Annotated in this window: 17 protein-coding genes, 2 rRNA genes and 1 riboswitch; of the genes, 4 read left to right on the top strand and 15 right to left on the bottom strand. The window is 64.0% G+C overall.

The window, feature by feature from the left end:
- Both rrf and ACUJB0_RS31475 read left to right on the top strand, forming a co-directional pair.
- Nucleotides 1-102, top strand: a 5S ribosomal RNA gene (rrf, locus tag ACUJB0_RS31480); the annotation flags it as partial.
- 115 nt (nt 103-217) lie between these two features.
- Nucleotides 218-2,242: an esterase-like activity of phytase family protein gene (locus ACUJB0_RS31475; protein WP_444848701.1), complete on the top strand. Its 2,025-nt coding sequence runs from the start codon at nt 218-220 to the stop codon at nt 2,240-2,242.
- A gap of 1 nt (nt 2,243) precedes the next feature.
- Here the strand turns inward: ACUJB0_RS31475 and ACUJB0_RS31470 are convergent, their stop codons facing one another.
- Nucleotides 2,244-3,647: a DHA2 family efflux MFS transporter permease subunit gene (locus ACUJB0_RS31470; protein ID WP_444848700.1), complete on the bottom strand. Its 1,404-nt coding sequence runs from the start codon at nt 3,645-3,647 to the stop codon at nt 2,244-2,246.
- A 102-nt stretch (nt 3,648-3,749) separates the two neighbouring features.
- Between ACUJB0_RS31470 and ACUJB0_RS31465 the strand changes: the two genes are divergently transcribed.
- A complete protein-coding gene (locus ACUJB0_RS31465; protein WP_444848699.1) occupies nt 3,750-5,480 on the top strand; it encodes an alkaline phosphatase D family protein in 1,731 nt (576 codons plus the stop codon).
- Here ACUJB0_RS31465 and bluB read toward each other — a convergent pair.
- The 14 genes from bluB to cobT all read right to left on the bottom strand — a co-directional run bounded on the left by bluB (nt 5,477) and on the right by cobT (nt 19,431).
- Entirely contained in the window at nt 5,477-6,145 is a 669-nt protein-coding gene (gene bluB, locus ACUJB0_RS31460; RefSeq protein ID WP_444848698.1) for a 5,6-dimethylbenzimidazole synthase, read from the bottom strand. The two genes, ACUJB0_RS31465 and bluB, sit on opposite strands and share 4 nt — an antisense overlap.
- Nucleotides 6,142-7,608, bottom strand: a complete 1,467-nt coding sequence (locus tag ACUJB0_RS31455; protein WP_444848697.1) for a cobyric acid synthase — start codon at nt 7,606-7,608, stop codon at nt 6,142-6,144. Before ACUJB0_RS31455 ends, bluB begins: the two co-directional genes overlap by 4 nt.
- A gap of 1 nt (nt 7,609) precedes the next feature.
- Nucleotides 7,610-8,497 (bottom strand): cobalamin-binding protein, encoded by an 888-nt coding sequence (locus ACUJB0_RS31450; protein WP_444848696.1) that lies wholly within the window; start codon nt 8,495-8,497, stop codon nt 7,610-7,612.
- Nucleotides 8,494-9,483 carry a threonine-phosphate decarboxylase CobD gene (cobD, locus tag ACUJB0_RS31445; RefSeq protein WP_444848695.1) on the bottom strand — a complete coding sequence of 330 codons (990 nt, stop codon included), beginning with the start codon at nt 9,481-9,483 and terminating at the stop codon, nt 8,494-8,496. Before cobD ends, ACUJB0_RS31450 begins: the two co-directional genes overlap by 4 nt.
- Entirely contained in the window at nt 9,476-10,438 is a 963-nt protein-coding gene (cbiB, locus tag ACUJB0_RS31440) for an adenosylcobinamide-phosphate synthase CbiB (protein WP_444848694.1), read from the bottom strand. Before cbiB ends, cobD begins: the two co-directional genes overlap by 8 nt.
- Nucleotides 10,432-10,989, bottom strand: coding sequence for a bifunctional adenosylcobinamide kinase/adenosylcobinamide-phosphate guanylyltransferase (cobU, locus tag ACUJB0_RS31435; RefSeq protein ID WP_117015883.1), 558 nt, complete (start codon nt 10,987-10,989; stop codon nt 10,432-10,434). Before cobU ends, cbiB begins: the two co-directional genes overlap by 7 nt.
- Entirely contained in the window at nt 10,986-12,290 is a 1,305-nt protein-coding gene (locus ACUJB0_RS31430) for a cobyrinic acid a,c-diamide synthase CobB (RefSeq protein WP_444848693.1), read from the bottom strand. The genes cobU and ACUJB0_RS31430 overlap by 4 nt, the downstream gene beginning before the upstream one ends.
- Nucleotides 12,290-12,928, bottom strand: a complete 639-nt coding sequence (gene cobO, locus ACUJB0_RS31425) for a cob(I)yrinic acid a,c-diamide adenosyltransferase (RefSeq protein WP_444848692.1) — start codon at nt 12,926-12,928, stop codon at nt 12,290-12,292. Before cobO ends, ACUJB0_RS31430 begins: the two co-directional genes overlap by 1 nt.
- Complete coding sequence (locus ACUJB0_RS31420; RefSeq protein WP_444848702.1) at nt 12,925-13,698, bottom strand: ABC transporter ATP-binding protein; 774 nt, start codon at nt 13,696-13,698, stop codon at nt 12,925-12,927. The genes cobO and ACUJB0_RS31420 overlap by 4 nt, the downstream gene beginning before the upstream one ends.
- Nucleotides 13,698-14,720, bottom strand: coding sequence for a FecCD family ABC transporter permease (locus tag ACUJB0_RS31415; RefSeq protein WP_444848691.1), 1,023 nt, complete (start codon nt 14,718-14,720; stop codon nt 13,698-13,700). Before ACUJB0_RS31415 ends, ACUJB0_RS31420 begins: the two co-directional genes overlap by 1 nt.
- Before the next feature lie 74 nt (nt 14,721-14,794).
- On the bottom strand, nt 14,795-16,654 hold the full coding sequence (locus ACUJB0_RS31410; protein ID WP_444848690.1) for a TonB-dependent receptor domain-containing protein: 1,860 nt from the start codon (nt 16,652-16,654) through the stop codon (nt 14,795-14,797).
- A gap of 134 nt (nt 16,655-16,788) precedes the next feature.
- A riboswitch (cobalamin riboswitch) is annotated at nt 16,789-17,021 on the bottom strand.
- Nucleotides 17,022-17,039: 18 nt separating this feature from the next.
- Nucleotides 17,040-17,606 (bottom strand): histidine phosphatase family protein, encoded by a 567-nt coding sequence (locus ACUJB0_RS31405; RefSeq protein WP_444848689.1) that lies wholly within the window; start codon nt 17,604-17,606, stop codon nt 17,040-17,042.
- 4 nt (nt 17,607-17,610) lie between these two features.
- Nucleotides 17,611-18,393 carry an adenosylcobinamide-GDP ribazoletransferase gene (locus ACUJB0_RS31400; protein WP_444848688.1) on the bottom strand — a complete coding sequence of 261 codons (783 nt, stop codon included), beginning with the start codon at nt 18,391-18,393 and terminating at the stop codon, nt 17,611-17,613.
- 6 nt (nt 18,394-18,399) lie between these two features.
- Nucleotides 18,400-19,431 carry a nicotinate-nucleotide--dimethylbenzimidazole phosphoribosyltransferase gene (gene cobT / locus ACUJB0_RS31395; protein WP_444848687.1) on the bottom strand — a complete coding sequence of 344 codons (1,032 nt, stop codon included), beginning with the start codon at nt 19,429-19,431 and terminating at the stop codon, nt 18,400-18,402.
- Between the two features lie 405 nt (nt 19,432-19,836).
- Here cobT and ACUJB0_RS31390 point away from each other — a divergent pair.
- Nucleotides 19,837-19,913 (top strand): 16S ribosomal RNA (locus ACUJB0_RS31390); the annotation flags it as partial.

Raw genomic sequence — 19,913 nt, 5'->3', positions numbered from 1 at the left:
TAGCAAGTTGGTCCCACCCCTTCCCATCCCGAACAGGACCGTGAAACAACTCTGCGCCGATGATAGTGCTGCAACCAGTGTGAAAGTAGGTTATCGTCAGGCTAGTTATATTAAAAAGCCCCTTCTGGTGATCCAGTCGGGGCTTTTTTTCGTCTGTCACATCCATGTAACCTCGTCTCGGTAAACTTGCTTCCTTTTCAATCGAGGCAAGCAGAGCATGAAAAACTTTTCCCTGATTTCGCTGGCGGTATTCTCCGCGCTGGCCGGTTGCGGTGGTAGCGATACGGCCGCGCCAGCCAAAACGCCGACCACCGGCGTGTTCCTGGACGGCGCGGTGGAGAACCTGGACTACGTCGCCGGCACCGCCGCGAAAGCCAGCACCTCCGCCAAGGGAGAGTTCACCTGCTACGCCGGCGATACCGTCAGCTTCAGCATAGGTGGCGTCGCGCTGGGCAGCGCGCCATGCGCCGCCACCATCACGCCATTGGAGCTGGCCGGCGTGACTGACGTCAAAGATACCAAAGTGGTCAACCGCCTGTTGGCCTTGCAGCTGCTCGATGAAGACAGCGATCCATCGAATGGCATCAAGATCGCCGCCGATGTTAAAACCGCGCTTGCCGCCAAGAGCGCCGACTTCTCGCTGGACGCTACCGCCTTCAACACCGCGATGAGCGCCAACCTGACCGCCGCCGGCGCGAAGTACGCCGCCCGCACCATCGACGATAGCCGCCGCGCGCTGGTGCGCGAGCACTTCGAAGACACGCTGGCCTCCAAGGTGGGCACGCCGGTGGCGGAGTCCTTTACGCAGAACACGCCGTTGGGCGCAGTCGCCGTCAACGTCACGCGCTATCAGGTGCAGGCCGCGGCCAGCTACTATGTGCCGTACGAAGGCGCCAACGCCAAGGTCAAGGAAGACTTCCCGCAAGGATTCCTGCCGTCGTACGGTTCGTCGCTGGCCTTCAAGGGCACCAACGCCAACGGCGACCTGGAATTCTACGGCTTGACCGACCGTGGTCCGAACGGCGATGGGCCGAACCTGCCGGCATTGACTGGCAGCGGTGTCACCGGAGCCAAGATCTTCCCGTCGCCGAGCTTTGCGCCCTCGTTCGGCGTGATCACTGTCGGCAAAACCGGCGCGGTATTGACTTCGTCGACGCCGATCAAGGTATCGGCTGCGGTCAACGCCTCCGGCCTGCCAGTAGCACCTGGCGCATTGGGCAATTCGGCCGAGCTGCCGGTGATCGACACGATGAAGTACGACGCCTCCAGCAAAGCCACCTTCAACGCAGGCGGCCTGGATACAGAAGCGATCGTCGTCGACAAGAAGCGCAACGTGCTGTGGATCTCCGACGAATACGGCCCGTTCATCATCAAGGTCGATCCGGCCACCGGCATCATCCTCAACAAGTACGCGCCAGGCAGCGGCCTGCCCGATATCTTCCAGAAGCGCCGCGCCAACCGCGGCATGGAAGGCCTGACGCTGGACACCAGCACCGACAAGCTGCACGGCTTCCTGCAAAGCCCACTCACCGACGGCACTGCGGCCTACTCGGTGACCGGCAAGAACGAGGCGATCGAACGCTACGCACGCTTCACTCGCTGGGTGGAATTCGATCCGGTCTCCGGCACCTCGGGCAAGATGTACGCGTACCCGCTCGATGCCGCCGACTACCAGGACGGCCGCACCGGCAACGCCAAGCTGGGGGAGCTGGTCGCTTTGGGTAATGGCAAATTCATCGTGATCGAACAGGGCGCCGCACCAAACGGCAAAGTGTTCAACAGGTTGATGCTGGTGGAGATAGGCGCGGCGACCGACATCGCCGGCGCGACCTACAACGCCAAGACTTCGGACCTGGAGAAGAGCAGCATGGGCGGCGTGGCGGTCAACGGCGCCGATTGGAAATCGGTGACGACGCTGAAGAAAACCCTGCTGCTGGACTTGAACGCGATAGGCTGGCAGGCGGAGAAAGCCGAAGGCCTGACTATCCTCGACGGCAATACGCTCGCACTGGCGAACGACAATGACTTCGGCCTGAAAACCAAGATCTTCACCGCAGCCGGCGTGGCGATTGAAGATGCCGATGTCACCAAGTGCACGGTCGATGCGGCGGGCACGATCATCACCAGTAGCGCCACCGGCTGCAATGCCGCGAACACGATCCGCGTCGCGCGCGGCGAGGATCGTGAACGTCCAAGCCGTCTCTGGCTGATCAAGTTCACCAAAGCGCTGACGGCGTTTTGATTCAGGCCGCACTGCCTTTGCTGATGCTTTCGCCATCCTCCTGACGCAATGACCAGAAGGTCAGCGAGGACAGGACGGTGAGCACCGCCAGCGTCAGAAAAGCGTGATGCAGAGCGCCAGTCAGCGCAAGACGGTTCGATTGTGGCAGTCCGCCCAGGAACCAGCCTGTGATCAGCGAACCTGTCGCCAGCCCGAAGCTCATCGACAGCTGCTGCATCGAGCTGGCCATGGTGCTGGCCATGCTGGAGTCGGCGCTGTCCACGTCGGCGTAGGCGATGCTGTTCATGGCGGAGAACTGCAGCGAATTGAAGAAGCCCAGGCACAGGCTGATCATCACGATCAGATACAACGGCGTTCCCTGCTGGACGAACGAATACAGGCTGATGGTCAATCCGATCAACACCGTGTTGACGGTGAGGACCTGGCGATAGCCGAAGCGGCCCAGCACCCGCACCGAGATGAACTTCATGCCCATGGCCGCGGCGGCGGACGGCATCATCAGCAGGCCCGATTGCCATGCCGGCAGTCCCAATCCAAGTTGATACAGCAGTGGCAGAAGGAAGGGCAGTCCGCCGACTCCGATACGCGTGATGAAACCTCCCATCACGGATACGCGGAAGGTGCGTATCTTGAACAGCGCCAGTCGCAGCAAGGGGAAAGCCGCATCCCTGGCGTGCCACACATAGGCCGCCAACAGGCTGCAGGCGATGAACAGCAGCACCGTGGCAGAAGTGATATCGATCTGGTGCTCACCGAAGATCTCCAACAGCCATGACAGCAGCGCCACGCCGGTGCCGAATAATACGAGGCCGACGATGTCCAGCGGCCGCGCATCGTCGCCGTGGTAATCCGGCATATAGCGGTGCGCCAGGAAGATCGCCACCGCACCCACCGGCACGTTGACGAAGAAGATGTCGCGCCACGTCAGCCAGTGCACGATCAAGCCGCCGATCGTGGGGCCGAGCAGAGGGCCGATCAACGCCGGGATGATCACGAAATTCATCGCCGCCAGCAGTTCGGATTTGGGGAAGGTGCGGACGATGGTCAGCCGGCCGACCGGCATCATCATCGCCGCGCCCAGGCCTTGCAGCAGCCGCGCCGCCACCAGCATCGGCGAATTGACCGACAGCCCGCACAGCACCGACGCCACGGTGAATATCGCCACCGCGCTCATGAACACCCGGCGGGTGCCGAAGCGGTCGGCCATCCAGCCGCTGATCGGGATCGATACCGCCAGACTGAGTATGTAGCTGGTGACGACCGCTTTCAAACTGAGGGGAGTCACTTGCAAGCTGGCTGCCATGCTGGGAATCGCCGTGTTGACGATGGTGGAGTCTAGCTGCTCCATGAACAGGGCGGTTGCGACCACCCACGGAAGGTAGCTCTTGGCGGCGGATGTATTCATGCACACGATTGTCACACAAAAGCCACGCTGGGGTTATAGGTCATAAGGCGGTCACGAATCGGGCGTAAGTTGGCGCACATCGAAATGGCCAATGGAGTTGATATGGACGCTAAGTCGCTGTTCCCTGGTCGTCGCGGGTTTATCCGCCAGATGGGCGCCACCGCCTTGCTGGGTGTGGGCGCGGGCGCGGGCCTGAGCGGCTGTAGCAGCACCGCGGCCAGCATCGCCGACGATGCCCCGGCCGGTTTCGATCATGGCGTGGCCAGCGGAGATCCGCTCATCGACCGGGTGATATTGTGGACACGCGTAACGCCGCGCCGCAGCGACGACAGCGGCGATATCGCTGTCCGCTGGCAGATGGCGACCGATCCGGCCATGCAGGCGGTGGTGGCACATGGCAGCGTCTCAACGTCGGCGCAGAAGGACTACACCGTCAAGGTGGATGCCGCCGGACTGCTGCCGGGGCATGTCTACTACTACCAGTTTGCGGTCGATGCGGTGAAGTCGGTCGTGGGGCGCACCAAGACACTGCCGCGCAGCGACGTGCGCCAGGTCCGGCTGGCGGTGTTCTCGTGCTCGAATTATCCGTCCGGTTACTTCAACGTCTACGCCGATGCCGCGCGCCAGGACGACATCGACGCCGCGCTGCACATCGGCGACTACATCTACGAGTACGAAAGCGACGGCTACGCCTGCGATAATGCGGAGGCACTGGGCCGCTTATCCGAACCGCGTGAGCTGCTGCTGCGGTTGGAGGACTATCGCCGCCGCTACGCGCAATATCGCACCGATCCCGATTTGCAGGCCGTGCATGCCGTACTGCCGTTCATCGCCGTGTGGGACGATCACGAATTCGCCGACGATACCTGGCGCGATGGCTCGGCCGAACACAAGGCTTCGGAATATGGCCCCTTCACTTTGCGCAAGGTGGCGGCCATGACTGCCTACCATGAATGGATGCCGATCCGCGCGCCCGATCCTGCGGCTCCGGAAAAAATCTATCGTTCGTTCGACTTCGGCGGCGTGGTATCGCTGCATATGCTGGACACGCGCCTGATTGGTCGCGACCAGCAGCTGATGATGTCCTCCTATTACGACGAACATAAGCGCTTCGATGTCGAGAAGTACAAGCACGACGTCTGTTCGCCCCGCCGGCAGATGATGGGCACCGAGCAGATGGCGTGGCTGGAGCGGCAGGTGCAGGATTCCAAGGCGCGCTGGCAGATGCTGGGCCAGCAGGTGCTGATGGCGCGCATGGAATATCCCACCGCCGTCGCCATGGGAGAGTGCAATTGCACCGACTATTCCGCGCTGAAGAAGCGTGCCGCCGCGGATCCTTCCTGCGTCAGCGGCAAGGAAAAGCGCTGGCTGACCGCGCCGACGCTGCCCTGCTACATGGATTCGTGGGATGGCTACCAGAACGACCGCGAACTGGTGTTCGCCATGATGCAGCGCCATCGCAAGAACATGGTGGTGTTGGCCGGCGATACCCACAACGCCTGGGCCAGCGACCTGCACGACGCACAGGGGCGCCAGGTGGGCGTGGAGTTTGCGACGGCGTCGGCTTCGTCGCCGGGTCTGGAGAGCGCCTACCCGGACCGCGATCCCGAGGATGTCGCGAGCATGATGCTGGACTTGATCGAGCCGCTGTACTACGCGCAAACCAGCAAGCGCGGTTACATGATCGTCACCGCCAGCCACGAGCAGGTGCGCTGCGACTGGCGGTTTGTTGATACCGTCTTCAAGCACGAGTTCACGGCCGCGACGGAGCGCAGCCTGCGCACCTTGCCGGGGCCGGGAAATCGCAGGATCGAGGAGTGCCCCGGGGCTTAAGCCACTCCGGCCGGATTGTCCCAGCGGTCTTCGAACATGACGTCGGAAAGTGGCCGGCGCTGGTCCCACTTTTCAAGCTCCAGCATCGGCGCGGTATAGAACTCGTCCACTTGGCCGACGCATAGCACGGCGATGGGCTGGCTGCCGGCCGGCATGCCGCAAATGTCGCGCAACCGCTGCGGATCGAACATCGATACCCAGCCGGCGCCTATGCCTTCCGCGCGTGCGGCGAGCCAGAAGTTCTGCAGCGCGCAGGCGGCGGAGGCGAGGTCCATTTCCGGCATGGTGCGGCGGCCGAATACGTATTGATCCCGCTTGTCGATCAGACCGACGACCAGCACTTCGGCGCAGGCCAATATGCCTTCCACCTTGAGCTGCATGAATTCCTCGGCGCGCTTGCCCAGCGCTTCTGCGGTCTTGATGCGCTCTTCGTTCACGTGCTGATGTATCCGCGCGCGCAGCGCGGGATTGGCGATGCGGATGAAGCGCCAAGGTTGCATCAACCCGACGCTGGGACCATTGTGGGCGGCGCCGATGAAGCGCTCCAGCTGTCCCGGCTCCAGCGGGCCCGGTTTGAAATGGCGAACATCGCGCCGCTCGCGGATGGCGCGGTAGACGCCTTCGATTTCGGCGGGCGAAAATGCATGTGGGCTGGCGGTGCTCATACAGATGCCTCCTTGCTGTGCAGCGCAAGCAGGGCGTCCAACAGCGGCTGGGCGGCGTCCGCGATGCGATCAAGGCTGGCCTCGCGCAGTGCGCTGGTGTCCACCGTGTTTTGCGTGTGCAGTCCGGCCCAGCGCAGCAGCGCGCTGCTGGCTTGCGGCGTGTCGAACAAGCCGTGCAAGTAGGTGCCGAGGATCTGGCCATCGGCCGAGCGCGCGCCTTCGGGGCGGCCATCGATGATGAAGGCCGGCGTGTCGAGCGCGCCGCCGGTCGAGGTGCCCATGTGGATTTCGTAGCCGCTGACGCTGGCCTTGTCCTCGTCGAAGGCGCATACGCCCTGTACCTGCACCAGCCGTTTGTCGGCCGTCATTTCGGTGTTCATGTCGAGCAGGCCGAGTGCGGGGGAGGTGCCTGGCTTGCCCTCGATGCCCAGCGGGTCGGTCACGCTGTGGCCCAGCATCTGGAAGCCGCCGCAGACGCCGATCACTTTGCCGCCGTAACGCAGGTGGCGGGCGATCTGCTCTGGCCAGCCTTGGGCGCGCAGCCAATCGAGATCGCCGCGCGTGTTCTTGCTTCCGGGGAGGATGATCAGGTCGGCCGCTGGAATCGGTTCGCCTTGGCGCACGAAATGCAGGTCCACGTCGGGGTGGGCGCGCAGGGCGTCGAAATCCGTATGGTTGCTCATGCGCGGCAGGCTGGGGACCACCACGCGGAAGGCGCCTCGCGAGGCCTGGACCGGCTGGACCGCGTCTTCGGCGTCGAGGAACAGGCCATGCAGATAAGGCAGCACCGCCAGCACCGGTTTGCCGGTTTGCTGTTCGAGCCATTCCAGGCCGGGTTCTAGCAGCTTGATGTCGCCGCGGAAGCGGTTGATGACGAAGCCGATGGTGCGGGCGCGCTCGCTCTCGGATAAACAGGAGAGGGTGCCGACGATGTGCGCGAACACGCCGCCACGGTCGATGTCCGCCACCAGTATCACCGGGCAGTCGACCTTTTCGGCGAAGCCCATGTTGGCGATGTCGCGGTCGCGCAGGTTGATCTCCGCCGGACTGCCGGCGCCTTCCACGACCACGCTGTCGTATTGCGCCAGCAGGCGCTGGTGCGATTCCAACACCGCCTGCATGGCGATGGTCTTGTATTGGTGGTAGTCGCGCGCGTTCATCTCGGCGCGCACTTTGCCGTGGATGATGACCTGTGCGCCGATATCGCTCGATGGTTTGAGCAGCACCGGGTTCATGTCGGTATGCGGCGCCACGCCGGCGGCGATGGCCTGCAGCGCCTGGGCGCGGCCGATTTCGCCACCGTCCGCTGTGACGGCGCTGTTGAGCGCCATGTTCTGCGGCTTGAATGGCGCCACACGCACGCCCCGACGCTTGAGCAGCCGGCACAAGGCGGCAACGATGGTGCTTTTCCCGGCGTCGGAGGTGGTGCCCTGAACCATCAGGGTCGAATAGGGAAAGCTCATATCAGTTCTTCCGGTGCTGTCGCGCCAGTTCCAGTTTTTCGCACAGGGCGGCGGTACCGGCGACCATGCGCGGGCCGGCGCGGTTCAGCAGTTCTCCGTCCAGCGTGAACAGGTTGTCGTTGCGGACAGCCTTCATTGTCGTGTAGGGGCGCCATAGGTTTACGCCGCCGTAGTTCTTTTCGCTGGTGCCGAAAATCGCCTCGGGATCGGCCTGCAGCACCGCTTCGTTGCTGACCACCGGCGCCGTCACCTTCAGGTCGGCGAAGATATTGACGCCGCCGCACAGGCGCATCGCGTCGCTGACGATGGAGACGCCGTTGAGCGTGTAGAGTGGCTTGTCCCACACCTGGTAGAACATGCGTACCGGCGGACGGTTGGAATATTGTTTGGACAGCGCGGCGAACTTCTGGCGGATTTCGGCGGCGGCGGGCTGCGCGACGCTTTCGGTGCCCATCAATTGGCCCAGGCGCTGCACATTGTCGGCGATGCCTTCCAGTTTTGTCGGCTCGCTGTGGAACATGGGGATGTTCAATTGGCGCAGCGTTTCGATCTGGCGTTCGGAGGAGCCATGCATCCAGATGACGATCAGGTCCGGCTTCATGGCGATGATGCGCTCCATGTCGACCTGGCGATTGTCCCCGATGCGCGGGAGCTTCTTGGCGGCTTCCGGGTAGTCGCTGTAAGTGACCGCGCCGACGATCTTGTCGCCGCCGCCGGCCGCGTATAGCAGCTCCGTCACGTGCGGCGCCATGGCGATGACGCGCTGCGCGGGCTTTTGCAATGTGACGGCATTGCCGTCGTCGTCGCGTACAGTGATCGCGGCGCTGGCGTCGGCAGCCATCGCCAGCGCCGTCAGGACGGCCAGTATTTTGCACGTCGGTTTGTTCATGTGTGTTCCTTGTTGGTCCATTCGTTCAGCGCCGTCTCCAGCCGTTGCCAACCTTCTTCGTCGGGTGGCAGGCCGAGTCGGATGCCGCGCGCGGCTTGTTTGAACAGCCGTACCCAGATGCCGCGTTCCGCCATGTGCTGCCAGAAGGCTTCCGCGCGGTCCTCGCTCCACCATTGGAATAGCGCGGTGCCGGCCGAACGGATATCGTGCGCCGCCAGCAGCTGGCGCAGACGTTCGCCGCTTGCCAGAAGCTGGTCGTGCGTGTGTTCTTGCCATGGGCGGTCGCGCAGCGCGGCGAGCGCGATGTGCTGGGCGGGACCGCTGACAGCCCACGGTCCCAACAGGTCCGCCAGATCGCGCAGCAGGTCCGCATGCGCGGCCACAAAACCCAGCCGAATGCCGGCCAGCCCGAAGAACTTGCCGACCGAGCGCAGGACGATCAAGCCGGGACGTCCGCTATGGGCCGCGACGCTGTTGTGCTGCGCCGTGTCGCAGAAGGCTTCATCGACCACCAGCCAGCCGCCGCGCGCCGCCAGCTGGTCTGCCCACTGCAGCAGCTGGGCGGCGGGTACGCTGGCACCGGTCGGGTTGTTTGGATTGCAGATCACCATGACGTCGCTGTTCGCGACCGCCGCGTCCAGTGCCTCATATGGCGTTTGCGTCAGCGTGTGTCCGTGGTCGTTCCAGTGGTGCGCGTGTTCGGCGTAGGACGGTGCGGCCACGGTCACGCGCGAAGGCTTGCGCAATCGGGGCAGCGCCTGGATCGCGGCCTGCGTTCCGGCGACCGGCAACATCAGCGGCGCGCCATAGTAAGCGGCAGCAGCCAGCGCCAGTTCGGGATCGGCTTCGGGCAGACGGTGCCACGCATTGCCCGGCAGCGCGGGCGCGGGATACCAATGGGGATTGATGCCGGTCGAGAGGTCCAGCCAGTCGTCGCGGCCGAAGCGCAGCGCGGCGTCGCGCAGGTTGCCGCCGTGTTCAAGCATGTGCGAGCTCCATCCAGATGGCGACTGCGCTGGCAACGGCCAGCCACAACGCCGTGGTACGAGCGACCAGCCGCCATGCGCGGCTGATGTCGGTGCCGGTGGCGGGTTGCCCTTCGCCCAGCGGCGGGCGGTGTTCCACTTCACCGTCGTAAATGGCGGCGCCGCCAAGCTGCACGCCAAGCGCGCCGGCGCCGCTGGACATGACCGGTCCCGCATTCGGGCTGCTCCAGGCTGGGGCCTGCGTGCGCCAGCAATGCCAGGCGCGCAGCTTGCCCTTTACGCCGGATGCCAGCAGCACGTAGGAGAGGGCGGTCAGGCGTGCGGGGATGTAGTTAAGCGCATCGTCGATGCGGGCGGCGGTGCAGCCGAATTGCAGCAGCCGCGCCGTGCGATAGCCCCACATCGCGTCGAGCGTGTTCGCCATGCGGAACAGCACCGCGCCGGGACCGCCGGCGATGATGAACCAGAACAGGGTGCCGAAGACGGCGTCGTTGCCGTTTTCAAGCAGGGATTCCGCGCTGGCCTTGGTCAGTTCGATTTCGCTGGCGCTGGTGGTGTCGCGGCTGACGATGCGGGCGGTCAGCAGGCGGGCATTGGGCAGGTCATTCTGCGCCAGCGCGTCGGCGATGGGCAGGTTGTGGTCGCGCAGGCTGCGCAGGCCGAGGCAGAAGTAGAGCATGATGGCATGGGCTATCCATGGCAGCGCGCCGTTGGTGCCCAGTAGCCAGACCAGCAGGGCGGCGAGGGCGGTCAGCGGCAGCACGGCCAGCGTCCAGGCCAGTGCGCCGCGCCAGAAGCGCTGGCCGCCGCGGTTGAGGCGCCGCTCCAGCGCCATCGCCAGGTTGCCGAAGCCGACCAGCGGATGCCAGCGGCGCGTTTCGCCCAGCATCAGGTCGAGCACTACGCCGGCCACCATCAGCAAGGCGATGACGCCAAAACCTAAACCTGTCAGCACGGCGCTCCTTTTAGCACAAGCGGCAGGCCGGCGGCGACGAAGACCGCGCGATCGCACAGGGCGGCCATGGCCTGGTTCAGGCGTCCCTGTTCGTCCACAAAGCAGCGGGAGATGGCGCCGAAAGGCATGATGCCCATGCCGACTTCATTCGATACCAGTACCACGTCGCTGGCGCACTTGGTCAGCGCGCTGGCCAGCATGTCCTGCTGCTCGTGGAAGAGTGCGGGCAGCGTGATCTCGCCCACGTCCGGATATTGTTCGCCGCTGCTGAACAGCAGGTTGCTGAGCCAGAGCGTCAGGCAGTCGACCAGTATCAAACGGTCCGGCGAGGACCAGCGCAGCAACTGGTTTCCCAGTGCCAGCGGCTCCTCCACCGTGGTCCATTCGCTCGGCCGGCCGGCGCGATGATGTGCGATGCGGGTGGCCATTTCGGCGTCGCCGGCGGTGGCCGTGGCGATGTAGACGACTTCCTTGCCCGACTCGATCGCCAGGCGGTCCGCATATCCGCTTTTACCGGAGCGTGCGCCCCCGAGAACCAATGTACGTGTCATGCTGCGCTCCTTGAAAACAGGGCGGCGGCGGCCGCCGGATTGGATGGAAAGTAAGCGTGAAAATACGACGCCTTCAGGGAGCCTACGCGATACCAAGCCTCACCCTGAACGGCGGATGGATGTTTGATAGTGTACGCCGTTGGCTCCACCGCTGTCTCCAGTTTGGAGTAGTGGAACGTGTGGCCGCGCAGGACGCCGTGTTCCGTCGTCAGTCCCTGCGAACCCAGGCCCGCGAGGCGCGCTTGCATCGCCACGGCGCCGGACAGTACACCTGCCATGGGCCATACCGTGCCTGCCTGGTCGGCCAGGGTGTCGGCCAATGCCATCATGCCGCCGCATTCGGCCACGATGGGCATGCCGGCCGCGTGGGCCGCGCGGATCGATGCTTGCCATATGGCTGCTTGCGACAGCGCCTCCGCATGCAGCTCGGGATAACCGCCCGGCAGATAGACGGCGTTCGCTTCCGCCGGCACGGGCTCATTGGCCAGCGGCGAGAAGAACGTCAGCGTCGCGCCCAGCTGGCGCAGGGTGTCCAAGTTGGCTGGATAAATGAACATGAAGGCCGGATCACGCGCGACCGCGATGTTTTGCCCTGCAAGCAGCGGTGCTTGCGGTTCCGTGGCTGGCGGGATCTCGATGCTTACGGGCGGCAGGCGTTCCCATGCCGCTTCGTCGAACACCAGCTGGTCCGCCAGATTGTCGAGCAGCTGTTCAATGTCGACGACTTCGCCGGGCAGCACCAGGCCGAGGTGGCGCTCGGGCAGCGACTTGGCCTGGCGCGGCAAGGTCGCGAACAGGGGAATGTCCCGTAGCGAGGCCGCCACCATCTTGGCGTGGCCTTCGCTGGCGACGCGGTTGGCGATCACGCCCGCCATCTGTACCGGGCCATAGTCGCGCAGGCCGTGGACCAGCGCACCCGCGGTTTGCGCCATGGCGCCCGCGTCGATCACCGCCATCACCGGCACGCCGAATTCGCGCGACAGGTCGGCGGACGACGGCGTGCCGTCGTACAGGCCCATGACGCCTTCGATCAGGATCACATCCGCTTCGGCGGCGGCTTGCGCCAGTTGGCTGCGACACAGCTCATGGCCGACCATCCACAGGTCCAATGAGCGTACCGGCGCGCCGCTGGCGCGTTCCAGCAGCATCGGATCGATGAAATCCGGGCCGCATTTGAACACGCGTACCCGTTTGCCCTGCCGTACCAGCTTGCGCGCCAGCGCGGCCGTCACCGTGGTCTTGCCCTGGCCGGAGGCCACGGCCGCCACCAGCACTGCCTTGACTTCGATATGCGCGGCCATTACCACTCGGTGCCCAATTGCGCGCCGATGCCTGCCTTGAAGGCGTGCTTGACGACTTCCATTTCGGTGACGGTATCTGCGATGGCGATCAGCTCCGGCGGCGCGCCACGTCCAGTGATGACGACGTGCTGCATTGCCGGGCGGGCCAGCAGATCGTTGATGACTGTCTCCACGTCCAGGTAGCGATATTTCAGGGCGATATTGAGTTCGTCGAGCAGCACCAGGCCGATTTCGGGATCGGCCAGGAAGCGCTTCGCCTGCTCCCATGCCAGCTGCGCCTTCTCGATATCGCGTTCGCGGTTCTGGGTTTCCCAGGTATAGCCTTCTCCCATCGAGTGGAAGCTGACCTCCATCGGGAAGCGGCGCAGGAACAGCTCTTCACCGGTCTGCATCGCGCCCTTGATGAACTGGACTACGCCCACCTTCATGCCGTGGCCCATGGCGCGGATCACCATGCCGAAGCCGCTGGAGCTTTTGCCCTTGCCATTGCCGGTGTTGACGATGATGATGCCGATCTCTTTGTCGGCGGCGGCGATCTTGGCGTCGATGATGGCCTTCTTGCGCTCCATGCGAACGCGATGGCGTTCGTTTAGCGCTGCGGTTTGCTCGTCGATGCCGTCGTTATTTTGTTGAGTCATGCTGGGTCCTCCGTGGGAATGAAGATACTGCGCTTGCCGTGCTGGATGATGTCGATCGGATGCCCGAGGTAGTCGCCCAGGATATCTGCTTGCATCACCTCGGCCGTGGTGCCGGCCAGCCAGCGGCCGTCGCCCATCAGCAGCAGCGCGTGGGTGGAGACGCTGTGCGCCAGCGTCAGGTCGTGGCCGATCATCACCGCGGTCTTGCCCTGGTCGCGGCACAAGCGCGCCAGCAGGCTCATAACGCTGACCTGGTGCGCCAGGTCCAGCGCATTGGCCGGTTCGTCGAGCAGCAGCAGCGGCGTGTCCTGCGCCAGCATGGCGGCGATGGCCACGCGCTGGCGTTCGCCGCCGGACAATGTGCGTACGTCGCGCTCGGCCAGTTCTGCCACTTCCATAGCCTCCAGCGATTTCAGGGCGATGGCGTGATCGTCGCTGCCTTCCCAATACCGGTTGCCGTGGTAGGGGTGGCGGGCCGACAGCACGGTTTCGATCACGCTGTAGGCGAAGGCGTCGCTGCGGCTCTGCGCCAGGAAGGCACGCTGGCGCGCCAGTTCGGCCAGCGGCCAGTCGGGCAGGGCGCGGTTCTGGATGGTGACATAGCCGCCGTCCGGGTTGCGCAGTCCGGCCAGGGTTTTCAGCAGGGTGCTCTTGCCGGCGCCATTGCGGCCGATGACGCTCCAGCATTCGCCTTCGCGCACACGCCAGTTCAGATCCGCGATCAGCTGGCGCTGGCCGATTTTCAGGGAGAGGTTGTGGGTGCTGATCATCATTTGCGCAGCCGGTGCAGTTGATACAAGAAGATCGGCGCGCCAATCAGGGCGGTGATCACACCCACCGGCAGCTGCTGGGGCGCGATGATGGTGCGGGCCAGCGTGTCGGCCAGCAGCAGGAAGGTGCCGCCGGCCAGCGTAGCCGCCGGGATCAGCACCCGGTGGTCGGCGCCGATGGCGAAGCGGCAGGCGTGCGGCACGATCAGGCCGACGAAGCCCACGCTGCCGGCGCTGGTGACGGCGCTGGCGGTCAGCAGACCGGAAGCGAAGAACAAACCCTTGCGCAGCGCGCCGACGCGGATGCCCAGCGTGGCGGCGGCTTCGGCGTGCAGCGCCATGACGTTCATGGAACGGGCGCTGCGCACGGCGAACACCAGGCCACAGGCCAATACGATCCACGGCATCGCGCGCGACGGCGCGCCGGCCAGGTCGCCGATCATCCAGAAGATCATGCTGCGCAAGCGGCTTTCAGGAGCGATGGAAAGCATCAGCGTCACCAGCGCCATGCAGGCGGAGGACAGTATCACGCCGGTCAACAGCAGTAGCGCGGTGCCGCCTTCGCCCGCCGTGCCGCCGCGCAGGTCGCGCCGGGCCAGCAGGTACAACATCATCGCGATGGCGACTGCGCCGCCGAAGGCCGAGGCGTCGACCATCCAGATGGCGCAGCCGAACAGCATCGCGGCCAGGGCGCCGACGGATGCACCGGCGGAAATGCCCAGCACATAAGGGTCGGCCAGCGGATTGCGCAGCAGCGCCTGCATCATCACGCCTGTCAGCGATAGCGCCGCGCCGGTGACGAAGGCGGTCAGCGCGCGGCCTACGCGAAGGTTGAGCAGGGTGGATGCCAGGGTGTTGGTCTGGCCGTGCAGCAGGTCATTGACCGCTGCGGGGATATCGGAAAGGGGAATCGAGACCGAACCGGTCATGCCCGAAAAAATCAGGCTGGCAAACGCGAACAGCACCAGCACGGTCAGGGTGACGGTGGCGCGTTGTCGCAGATTGCGGGAGAAAGAATGCATGCACTGCTTTCAAAAAGAGACTGCCGGGCGCTCGGCGGATGCGCTTCCCGCCCGGCAGATTACACCATTACTGCTTACTTGTAGCCGTAGCGGATGCCGGCAAACAGCTTGGACATCGGCGTGGTGTAGTTGCGCGCCAGATCGTACTGCTTGTCGCCGATATTGTTCCAGCGGACCAGCGCAGACCAGTCGCGGTTGAAGTGGTAGGTCGCGTACAGATTAACCAGGCCATAGCCGCCCATGCGGACGGTGTTGGCGGTGTCTTCGTAGCGGTCGCCGGACAGTTCGATCTCCACACCGGCCTTCAGGGCGCCGGCGCTGTAGTCGGCCATCAGGTTGCCGTGCTTTTTGGCGCGGCGCTGCAAGCGCTTGCCGCTGGTTTCGTCCTTTGGATCCTGCAGGTCGATGTTGGCGGACAGGTTGAAGCGGCCCAGCTGCTGGCTGGCGGCCATGGTCAGGCCTTCGAGCAGCGCGTGGTTAACGTTGTAGGCGCAGCCGTAGGAATAATCGCCGGCGTATGGGCATGGCGTCGTGTTCACCAGGAGGTCGGTCAGGCGGTTGTGGTAGTAGCTTGCGCTCAGCGCGGTGGAGCCGTTGTCGTAGCGCAGGCCGATTTCGGCGTTCTTGCCCTGCTCCGGTTTGTTGTTGGGGTTCCCATAGCTTGGGTAGTACAGTTCATTGAAGGTCGGTGCGCGGAAGCTGGTGCCGTAGCTGGCGGTGGCGCGCAACGCCTGCGTGAAGGTGTAGCCGTAGCCGATGGAGCCAGTGTTCTTCCCACCGTAGACCGATTTGTCGCGGCGCACGCTGGCGTTGAACAGGTTATCGCCACGGCGGGCGTTGTACGAAGCCGCCAGGGAGTTGGTGGTGCGCCGCGAAGCGTCCAGCGTGAAGCCGCTGGTCTGCACTTCTTCCTTGCGGTGGTCGTACAGCAGTTGCAGCACGTCGGCGCCGATCTGCACATCATTCTGCCAGGTGAAGTCCGTTTGCTTGGTGTTGGCCTGCGAATAGCCGAACGCGGAGGCGCTGCTGTAATTGGCGCCATCGTCCTTGGCCTGCGAGTACTGCACCAGGCTTTGCCAGGTCGGCAGGATCTGGTTCTTGCTGTAGACGGAGGCATTTTCGAGCTTCGCGTGCGAGCGCACATCGTAGGACGACGGGCCGTTGTCATACTGCGAATCGAGTTTGCTATGCAGGAGCATCGCGCCTACTTCGTGGCCTTCGGCCAGGCGCAGGCTGAATTGCGCCGCCGCGCTTTCGCGGTCGTAGCCATCCTTGTCGGCGTTGTAGGACTTGCCGATGGTTGGGCGGGTGGCCGAGAAACCGTCCGACTTTTCCTTGCCGGCGCTGATTGCGTAGCTGATGCTGTGTTCACCGCCGGTGGCGCCGGAGACCGAAACATCGCCCTCGCGGGTGTTGTCGGTGCCATAGCCAGCGAAGGCGGTGAATTCCGGTGCGCCCTTGCCCTTCTTGGTGAAGATCTGGATCACGCCGCCGATGGCGTCGGCGCCGTACAGGGAGCTCAGTGGGCCGTAGACGATTTCGATATGGTCGATGGAGGTCAGCGGCAGCGCGCTCCAGTTGGCGGCGCCGGTGGTCGACGAGCCGATACGCACACCGTCGACCAGGACCACGTTCTGGTTGCTGTTGGCGCCGCGGATAAACACGGTGGAGTTGGTGCCTGGGCCGCCGGTGCGGGCGATCTCGATGCCGCGCTGGCGTTGCAGCAGGTCGACAATGGAACCGGCGCCGGATTCGGCGATCTGCTCGGCGCTGATGGTGACGCTATCGCTGATAACGTCGGCCACTGGCTGGGGGCTGCGGGTGGCGGTGACCAGCACGGTGCCGGCGATTGGTTCTGCGTGAGCGTAGGAGGCGGCCATTGCCAGTGCCAGCGACGTCAGGGCCGCCGGACGGGAGATATGAAGATTCATCATGTAGTTTTTCTGTTAATAGCAACCGGCCGACGTCCCCGTGGGCCAGATTGAACAGAAGCGGAGAACCGGACGATGCATGCAGCGGAGCGCCGATACCAATGCCGGCTCCTTCCGTTCGCGCACATCCCGTTCGCTCACTTCCACCTGATTTGGCCGGTATCCGGGCTGGCAAGTTAGACCTTCTCACCTTCCCATGCGGAGCACAGTGGTTTGTCGGAGGAGGGCTGTCGCGCATGCGCTGCGACACTTGCTTACCGTTGCGGGGGCAGCACACGTGGGCCTTGGTCGAGTGGACCAGAAGCTTCGTGTTTCCCGTTTAACTGCGCATCTGGACAGACGCGCGGGCACCAAAACCCCGCCATTATACGGGTTTGCGCTCCAGAGGTCATTGGCTGGAGGTTTGGCTTTGCAGGATCAACGTGGCGCCGTAGCCGATTTGATGCGGATGCCGGGCCGCCTGCAGCGCCATACCGGCGGGCGCCAGGCCGGTGTGGCATGCGGACAGCAAGCGCATCGCGCCGGCATGGCAGATGATGATGGCGTCGCGCTGCTGGCGCTGGAGGTCAGCATAGAAAGCGGCGATGCGGCCGGCCATCTGCAGCACGCTCTCGCCGCCGCCGGGGCGGTAGTTGACCAGATCCGCGGCCCACGCGTCGATGTCGGCGCGCGGGATGTCGTCCCAGGCGCGCATTTCCCATTCGCCGAAGTCGATTTCGGCGATGCGGGCGTCCAGCAGTGGGGCGGGGGATTGCAGCAGCGGCGCCAGCTCCGCTGCGAGCCTGGTGCAGCGTTGCAGTGGGCTGCTATAGACAGGCAGGCCGTGGGGCAGCGCGGCCGACAGTGCCGCCAGCGTTCGTGCCAGCTGATCCTCTGATACGGCGAGGTCGCTGCGGCCGTAGCAAACGCCGGTGGCAACCAGCGGCTGCGGATGGCGGACCAGTATCAGGCGCATGGCGTTACCAAGGCAGTGCGCCGTGGCGCATGCTGGCCAACACGCACAGGTAGAACGCGACTTCGCTGAGCTGTTGTACGGCGCCGAGGCAGTCGCCCGTGTAGCCCGCGATGCGGCGGACGAACTTGCGGGCCAGCCAGGCGGTGGCGATGGCGCCGGCGGCGATGCCAGCTGCCAGTGCGCTCCATGTGATCCATCCGCAGGCGATCATCGCGAACGCTGGAATGGCGGCGGAGGCGGTCGCCAGTGAAAATTCGGCGCCGCTCATTTTTTGCGCCAGCGGCTTAGCCTTGCCTTCCGCGCGCGCGTAGTCGAGTCGCCAGATCAGCGAGGTCGCCATCAGGCGCGATAGCGGATGGGCGACAAACAACGCGGCGATGGCCGTTAGTGGGGGCAGCATCGACAGCGTCGTGCACTTGGTCGCGAGCAGGCAGATGATGCCGATAGCACCGTATGCGCCAATGCGCGAATCCTTCATGATCTCCAGCACGCGCTCCGGCGTCATGCCGCCGCCGAAGCCGTCGCACATATCGGCGAAGCCGTCTTCGTGGAAAGCGCCGGTGGCGTAGATGCCGGCGGCGGTTGACAGCAGTACAGCGACCGGCGCTGGGAGGATCCACGCCGCCAGCGCGTACACGCCGGCGGTGATAGCCGCCACCACCACGCCGACCAGCGGGAAATAGCGCGACGCCTGATTCAGCCAGGCGGGATCGAAGCCCACCCAGCCGGGAATCGGCAGGCGGGTAAAGAACTGCAGCGCGGTGAAGAACAGGCGTAGCTGATGCACGGCGCGTTACTTGGACTTCTCGCCGACCTGGGCCGATTCGAATGTGGCCATCTGGTTCAGGAAGTTGACCGACGCATGCAGCAGCGGCAGCGCCAGTGCGCAGCCGGTGCCTTCGCCCAGGCGCAGGCCCAGGTTCAACAGCGGCTTCGCACCCAGCGCGGCCAGCATCTGCTGGTGGCCGTTTTCATTTGAGCAGTGGGCGAAGACGCAGTAGTCCAGGATCGCCGGTTGCAGGCGGGCCGCGACCAGCAGTGCGCTGGTGACGATGAAGCCATCGATCAGCAGTACTTTACGCAGCTCGGCCGCTTTCAGCATGGCACCGGCGATCATGGCGATTTCGAGCCCGCCGAAGGTGGCCAGTACGTCCAATGGTTCGGTAACGTCGTGCTTTGCTGCTGCCGCTTCGATCACGCGCTGCTTATGCAGCACGCCTTCAGCCGACAGGCCGGTGCCGGCGCCGACGCATAGGGCGACCGGGATGCCGGTGAGCTTGTGCATCAACGCGGCGGCGGCGGTGGTGTTCCCGATGCCCATCTCGCCGAAGCCGACCACATTGCCTTTCAACTCGGCGGCGAGGGCCATGCCGGCGGACAGTGCGGCCTCGCAAATGGTGCGGCTCATTGCTGGTTCGTGCGCGAAGTTCTGCGTGCCGTGTGCCAGCTTGCGATCGGTCAGGCCATCGCGCGGGCCGAAGTCGTGATTGACGCCGGCGTCGATGACGCGCAGCTCGCAGTTGTTTTGTGTAGCGAAGACGTTGATGGCAGCGCCGCGCGCGAGGAAGTTCTCGACCATCTGCCAGGTCACGTCCTGCGGGTAGGCGGAGATGCCCTCCGCAACCACGCCGTGATCGGCGGCGAACACCAGTATGGTCGGCTGCGTGATCGCGACATCGCGCGTGTTCTGTATCAGGCCTATTTGTTTGGCCAGCGACTCCAGTACGCCCAGGCTACCCAGCGGCTTGGTCTTATTGTTAATGGCCTTGTCCAGCAGGGCGGCCAGCGTCTCGTTATTAGTAGCAGGGATAGTTGGAATAAACATATGGGCGACTTATAAATCGGAGAAGCCGCTATTTTACTCTTGCAAGCTGCGCCTGCTCTTGCTATAGTTCGCCTCCCCGCAAAACGCTGCATGCAAATGCAGCGAAGAGCGGAGAAAAAAACAGGCTTGACGAGATAAACGAAACACTTCATACTCTTGCCTCTTCGCTGATGAACACAACGCTTCTTCAGCAAGCAGTACCGAATAAGTTCTTTAAAAATTAACAGTCGATAAGTGTGGACGTTTGATGAAAGTGCGCAGCGAACTAGTTTCGCTGATACTTAAAATATCAAATGTTCACAAGAAGTAATGAAATAGGCGCTATGAAAATAGTGGCCTGTCAGTATTTTGAGTGAGCGACCCGTCGAAAGACGGTGCCGAGAAATCGGCAAATAAACAGAGATTAAACTGAAGAGTTTGATCCTGGCTCAGATTGAACGCTGGCGGCATGCCTTACACATGCAAGTCGAACGGCAGCGCGG

Origin of the sequence: Duganella caerulea (assembly GCF_040362985.1) — a bacterium.
GTDB lineage: Bacteria > Pseudomonadota > Gammaproteobacteria > Burkholderiales > Burkholderiaceae_D > Rugamonas > Rugamonas vulcania.
Note: the sequence above shows the minus strand (reverse complement) of the source record. Positions and strands in the feature narration are given on the sequence as shown.